This window comes from Desulforudis sp. DRI-14 (assembly GCF_052618305.1).
Map to the genome: position 1 here is coordinate 1 of NZ_JBQXEZ010000040.1, position 6,291 is coordinate 6,291.

Below are 6,291 nucleotides of genomic sequence, written 5' to 3' on the forward strand. Positions count from 1 at the left end.
TTACGGGCAGCCTAATCAGGGTTATTAAAATTTAGGTATTGACATAGAAGGTCCAATGCTTGGCGCTCAGGCAACTTATGCCAGGGTGATGGGCGGGCTGGCCTTCACAAGCGTTTCCTGAACTTCGAGCATGTTCGTGATACGGCCGGCGGCGAGCCTGTCCTTAACACCGTAGTAATCGAGGCAGGTGCCGCAGACAAGAATGGCCGTTCCCTTTACCTCCAACGCCCGGACCTGTTCCAGGACGGGCGAGCCCTCGACACACAGATACACGCCGGAATTCAAAAAAATGAGGGCGTCCGGTACGGTGTCAATACTGTTCAGCGAGACAAAGACGCTCTTCATCAGCACCTGCCCGAGGTCCTGGGGACCTTGCCCCAGGACGTTGCTCGTCACCAGGTAAACCGGGCGTCTCCCTTCCCCTTGTCCAGCCGCCGGTCTCGCGGACCGGGGTCTGTCCGCCGGAACCGTGCCCGGCTTCCTGAGCGTGAGGTAGTATACACCGTTTTCGTCTTTTGCTTCGACTTCCCAACCCGCATTTTGCGCAAAACGCGTCACGTTTTCCCGGGCGGCGGCATTATCCACAATCGTCACCAGGTGCTCTACACCCGGTTCGCTGAGGGCTTCCTTTGTAGCCAGTACAGGCTGGGGACAGGCCAGGCCCCGGCAGTCCAATGTCTTACTTCTACCCATCTAAGACCGACCTCCTTATGAACGAAGCGAAACTCATCTATTTTTATACCCTATACCCTACACCTTACACCGTAGAGTCTGCGGCAAATACTTTGCCGCAGACTCTATTACATCCTTCAATATAACTCATTACTTTCTGTAATCATTTCTGATTTAGTCTCCTTGATGCAAAAGTCATCTGCGGCGTACCTTTAGAAATACGGCTTTATTTTGAGCCAGAACAAGCTGCCGAAACCCTGCCCCCCTCTGGCCTGAGAAGCCGTCGAAGTGCGCAGCAGGCGCATGCCGTTCGCCACGACCAACACCGCCGCACCGGTGTCAGCCATCACGGCGAGCCACAGGGTCAGCCACCCCTGGAAGATCAGGGCGACGGCGGCGAGCTTGATGACCAGCGCGATGGTGATGTTCTGCGCCACAATGTTCCGCGTTCCCCGGCTGAGACGGATGACGAAAGGTATTTTGGCCGGGTCGTCGCCCATCAGGGCGATATCCGCTGTTTCGAGGGCGGCATCGGTACCGGCGCCCATCGCTACGCCGACGGTGGCCGCGGCAAGAGCCGGCGCGTCATTGATCCCGTCGCCGACCATCACCACCCGGTTTCCGGCTTTTTCCAACTCCCTCACGGCCTCAAGTTTATCCTCGGGCAACAGCCCGTACCGGCAGTCTTCAATCCCGAGGCGCCCGGCGACGGTCCGAGCCGTTCCCTCGTTGTCCCCGGTCAGCATCACGGTCCTAACGCCCAGGTCGCCGAGCTTGCTTACGGTGGCGGGGGCCGTGTCCCGCAGTTGATCGGCTACGGCAACAAGTCCCCAAATATCTCCCTCGCAGGCGACGAGCACGGGCGTCTTCCCCTCCGCCTCCAGGCGCGTGATTACGGCCTGCACCTCTTCGAGAAGGGCCCCGCCCCTTTCAGTGTAGAGACGCGGATTGCCCACAATGATGTTCTGAGCACCGACCCTGGCCGACGCGCCCAACCCCGGGAAGGCTTTAAAGTCGGAGCCGGGGAGAAAAGCGAGCTTTTCGGCGCGGGCACGCCGCCGGACGGCCCTGGCGACGGGGTGCTCAGAACGGGCCTCGACCGAAGCGGCGACAGCCAGGACTTCTTCTTCCCGGCGGTTTCCAAAAGGAATGATGTCGGTGACCTCGGGCCGGCCTCGTGTAAGTGTACCGGTCTTGTCAAAGGCCACTATACGGGCTTTCCCCACTGCTTCCAGAAAAACGCCGCCCTTGATCAAGACCCCGTTTCTCGCCGCGCTGGCGACCGCCGCGGCGACCGAAACAGGGGTGGAAAGGACAAGCGCGCACGGGCACGCGATCAACAGCAGGGCGAGGCCCCTGTAAAACCACTCGGCCCACGACAGCCCCAGGACTACCGGGGGCCCCACCATGACCAGTACGGCAGCCGCCATTACGAAGGGCGTATAGTAACGCGCAAAACGGTTGATAAACCTCTCGATACGGGCTTTCCGGGCGCCGGCCTCTTCGACCAGCCGGACGATACGCGCGAGCGCGGTGTCACCGGCACGGCGTTCGACCCGGACCTCCAGTGCCCCTTCGCCGTTCACCGTGCCGGCAAAAACAGCGTCTCCCGGTCCCTTGTGCACGGGCATCGATTCGCCCGTGATCGGCGCCTGGTTAACAAAACTCCGGCCGGCCGTAACCGTCCCGTCGAGGGGGACGCGCGCGCCGGGCCTGACCACGATGGTTTCTCCGACCTCCACCTCGGAGGCCGGGACCTGCCTTTCACGCCCCCCGCGTACCACGAGCGCGGTGTCGGGAGCCAGGGACATCAGCGAATGGATCGCCCGGCGCGCTCTCCCGACGGTGAATCCCTCGAGGGCCTCGCCGACGGCGAAGAGGAAAACGACCGTCGCTCCCTCGGCCCACTCCCCGATGACTGCCGCGCCGATGGCGGCCACCACCATGAGCACGTTCATATCGACGCCCATCCGTAAACGGATGGACTGCCAGCCCGCACGGGCCGGGCCGATGCCGCCCGCGATCATCGCCAGGGTGAATAAAGCCGTAGCAGCCCGACCGTACGAAAAGAGGTACAAAAGAATGATGCCTGCCAGGAGGGCGGCTCCCGACAGGATCATGGTCCAGTGTTGCCTCCACCAGATGCTTTTGCCGCCGGCAGCCCAGGCGGCAGGACGGCTGGCGTCGCCGGCGGCGGCCGGCCCGTCTTCTTCCCGGATGACGGGATGACCCAGACCCGCCAAACCTTCAGTAATCAAGTCCAGGCGTGCGACCCGAGGATCATAATCGATGCGCACCTTGTCGCTGCCGGGAATAAACGCCGCCCGCCTGACTCCGTCCTGGCGGCCGACGTATTGTTCGACCTTGGCCGCGCAGGCAGTACAGTCCATCCCGGCAACCCGGATTTCGGTACGGGCGGTATTGAGGTTGCTTTCAGCCACGCTCACAGGATTTCCCCTTTCGTGTTTGGCCATTTCACTATTCACGGCTGGTGTGCGCTGCGTGCTGGAAGCCCTCCCTAATCAACCCCAGGACGTGTTTATCGTCGAGTTTGTAGAGGATGTGCTTCCCTTTCCGGCGGGAAGAGATCAGGCGGGCCTCCCGCAGCACGCGCAGGTGATGAAACGTATTCGAGATCGTACAACCGAGCGCACGGGTGATATCGCAGACGCAGGTCTCCCCGTCGGTAAGAATGTACAGGATGCGCAGCCGCGTCTCGTCGGCTAGGACGGCGAACAACTCCTTGACCGGCTTCACGTCCGGTATCGCGTAAGCCATCTCGAGCGTCTTTCGGTCAGCACGAACCGCCCGGCTCTCCTGATAGGGCACGAAGCTTCAACTCCATAATATTTTAATGTTTATTGAAATGTTAACCGAAAAGACCGGACGGTGTCAATTCACCATACGACTCCGGGAATGATGTGGTGAAGGCCGTTGGCTGTTGGACTGACTTAAGACATAAGACTTGAGACATAGGAATTTGGCAGCGGTAGTCAGACGGTAAGTTGGGAGTCGGGGAGTCATAAGTCGGCTGTTACAGTTGGCTGTTGATCTTGGGAGCTAGTATTGGTAGTGGTCGTTGGATACAGCGGAAGGGACAAAAGAAAGGGGGTTACGAACGGGGCTAGTCGAATGAGCTCCCCGATGTATTTTCGCACCTGCAGTGCCGCATGAGGTAGTTAAGAATGTCTTCCCTGCCGATCCCCGTGTCCTTGATAAGCTGGCCCAGTTTCTGAACCTCACTGGCACTTAAGGTAAACTTTTTTTGGTAGAAATGCAATGTAAACTGATTTAAGTGACTCGATTTGACCCTTATACCTCGCCTTCTCAGGAGTAAAAGGGCTACCTTGAGGTCAAGCAGCTTCTTCACCCCCGCTCGTACGCTTCCTGTCGCAGGGCCCCGTCGCTGTCGAACATCTTCCTGTATGAGAGTCCAACCAGGATCAGACAGCCGATGGCCGCTGCCGCGGCAATCATCAGCATCACCACGATCTGGTACCGTACCGCATCCTGAGGGTCGGCGCCGGCAAGGATCTGCCCCGTCATCATTCCAGGCAGGCTTACCAGGCCCACAACCATCAGCGAGTTGATGGTGGGCGTCATACCGGCCCTGATGGCTTCCCGTACCGAGTCGCGTACGGCCTCCCAGGGAGTGGCTCCGAATGAGAGCAGTGTTTCGACCTCGCCCAGACGTCCCCTGACCTCGGCATACAAACGATCCAGGGAAAGGGCGATCCCGTTCATCGAGTTGCCGAGGATCATCCCGAAGATGGGGATGATGATCTGAGCGGAGTACCAGGGTTCGGGCGCGATAATCAGCTGCGTAACGATCGTCCCGACCAGATAGGTGCTGGCCAGCAGGGCGACAAAGGCCAGGCCGGCCGGATACCTGGGAACGTTGGGCGTCCTCCTGACGGCGGCCCTGGAGGCGATATAGACCATAAGGGTCACTAGGGCCAGGATCAGGTAGAGGTTGTTCAAGGCAAAGACGTAGGTCAGAACGTAACCGACGAGGGTAAGTTGCACAAAGGTGCGAACCGTGCCCCAGACCAGCGGGCGCAGCAGGCCCAGGCGAAAGACGGCCGACACCGTCCCGGCGATGACCACCAGGATGACGCTGAGGGCCAACTGCCAGTCTGAAATGGGCACTACGCCGCCCGTCATACTTCTACTCCTCCCACGCCTAAATTCAGGATATGCGTGTCTTTGAGCAGGCTGTAATCTTCGCCGTGGCTGACCATAACCAGTGCCCGCTTCCCTTTTGCCAGCCAACCTTGCATAAAGGCATAAAAAGCGGACCGCGACTCCCTGTCAAGACCGGCTGTGGGCTCGTCCAGCAGCAGCACCTGCGGACCGACAAGCACAGCCCTTAAAACCGCCACCCGGGCCGTTTCCCCACCGGAGAGCCGCCCGGCATCTTGCTTCAGGATCGTCCTGGGCAGCATCAGCCTGTCCAGGCCCTCTTCAATTAAGGTCATATTTAGTTCCGCGCGGCGGCGCACGGCGCCAAGTTCAAAGGGGCGTACCAGGTTGTCCAGGACCGAACCGCTAAACATCGCCGGCTTTTGCGCAACATAAACGAGACGCACCCGCCACTCCGGCCCGGGATAGCGAAGCCAGTCCTGTCCCTCAAGCCGGACCGTCCCGGAAACCGCCGGATGCAAGCGGGCGAGAACGCGCAGGAAAGTGCTCTTTCCCGAACCCGAAGGGCCCCGGACGATCAAAGCCTGCCTGTCCTCAATGCTTCCCGACAGGCTGATGACGGGAGTCGCCGCGCCGGCCCTGAAAATTAAATCCTTAAACTCCAAAATACCGGCCATGCTGTCAGTATAACACTAACCGGCACCAGGCTGTAAGCATAAGAATTCTAAAGGCGGGCGGCCAGTTCCAGGATGTATTTCCGCAACGCCTCCACCAGGGACTTGAATTCCTCCGGGTGGTTCTCCGGGTCCCGGTAACGCTTGTTGATCTCCAGTTGTAAAGCGGGAACGCCCAGTTCCTGGCTGACGAAGCGGGTTACCGTGGCCTGTCCGCAGGCGGAGAAGGTGTCCTCGATGTGCACGTCGCCGATGCCCTCATCCGCCAGGGCGTCCTGGAGCAGGCTCAGAAAGTGCGGCTTGTCGAGGAAGCTTTTCCCTTTGCAGGTCCCGATGTCGATGGCGAAGTCGCGCCAGAGGGAGGCGCCGTGAAGGTCCAGCACCAGCTTGATGTTGCTTTTGATCACCAGCTCGCCCAGGCCGGCTTTATAGGGACAGTCGTCGTAGAAGTTGGCGTCCAGGTCGGAAGATGCGGCGTAGATGGCATGGCAGCTGGTCAGTTCGTGAAGGAGCCGGACCAGGGTACCCGTGTACTCGTCCTCTTCCTTCGGGACGGTGTTCGACCGCCGCGTGTGTTTGACGGAATGAGGGGCCGAAACCAGGACCGGTACTTTGCCGGTAAGGGTCACGTACGATTTCTCGCCCGGCAGGCCCTGGTAGTCGTTGACCCCGAACAACTCCTCTTCCATTTTGACGGCCTTCTCCAGGCTCCAACCTCTAGCCATCTTATCACCTCAATCCAGCATCGGACCTTCTATGTCAATACCTAAATTTTAATAACCCTGATTAGGCCGCCCGTAAG

General features: G+C 59.8%; 6 protein-coding genes. All 6 read right to left on the bottom strand.

What is annotated here, in order from left to right; all coding sequences use genetic code 11:
• Positions 1–75: 75 nt before the first annotated feature.
• Entirely contained in the window at positions 76–693 is a 618-nt protein-coding gene (gene yedF, locus ACUM6F_RS12490) for a sulfurtransferase-like selenium metabolism protein YedF (protein ID WP_445349448.1), read from the bottom strand.
• Between the two features lie 191 nt (positions 694–884).
• Entirely contained in the window at positions 885–3,146 is a 2,262-nt protein-coding gene (locus tag ACUM6F_RS12495; RefSeq protein ID WP_445349449.1) for a heavy metal translocating P-type ATPase, read from the bottom strand.
• A gap of 4 nt (positions 3,147–3,150) precedes the next feature.
• On the bottom strand, positions 3,151–3,450 hold the full coding sequence (locus ACUM6F_RS12500; RefSeq protein ID WP_445349450.1) for an ArsR/SmtB family transcription factor: 300 nt from the start codon (positions 3,448–3,450) through the stop codon (positions 3,151–3,153).
• Positions 3,451–4,038: 588 nt separating this feature from the next.
• On the bottom strand, positions 4,039–4,836 hold the full coding sequence (locus ACUM6F_RS12505; RefSeq protein ID WP_445349451.1) for an ABC transporter permease: 798 nt from the start codon (positions 4,834–4,836) through the stop codon (positions 4,039–4,041).
• The gene (locus ACUM6F_RS12510; protein WP_426377450.1) at positions 4,833–5,492 is read right to left on the bottom strand and encodes an ABC transporter ATP-binding protein; all 660 of its coding nucleotides are present in this window, start codon (positions 5,490–5,492) and stop codon (positions 4,833–4,835) included. Before ACUM6F_RS12510 ends, ACUM6F_RS12505 begins: the two co-directional genes overlap by 4 nt.
• Before the next feature lie 47 nt (positions 5,493–5,539).
• Positions 5,540–6,214: a hypothetical protein gene (locus tag ACUM6F_RS12515; RefSeq protein ID WP_425621001.1), complete on the bottom strand. Its 675-nt coding sequence runs from the start codon at positions 6,212–6,214 to the stop codon at positions 5,540–5,542.
• Between the last annotated feature and the right edge of the window lie 77 nt (positions 6,215–6,291).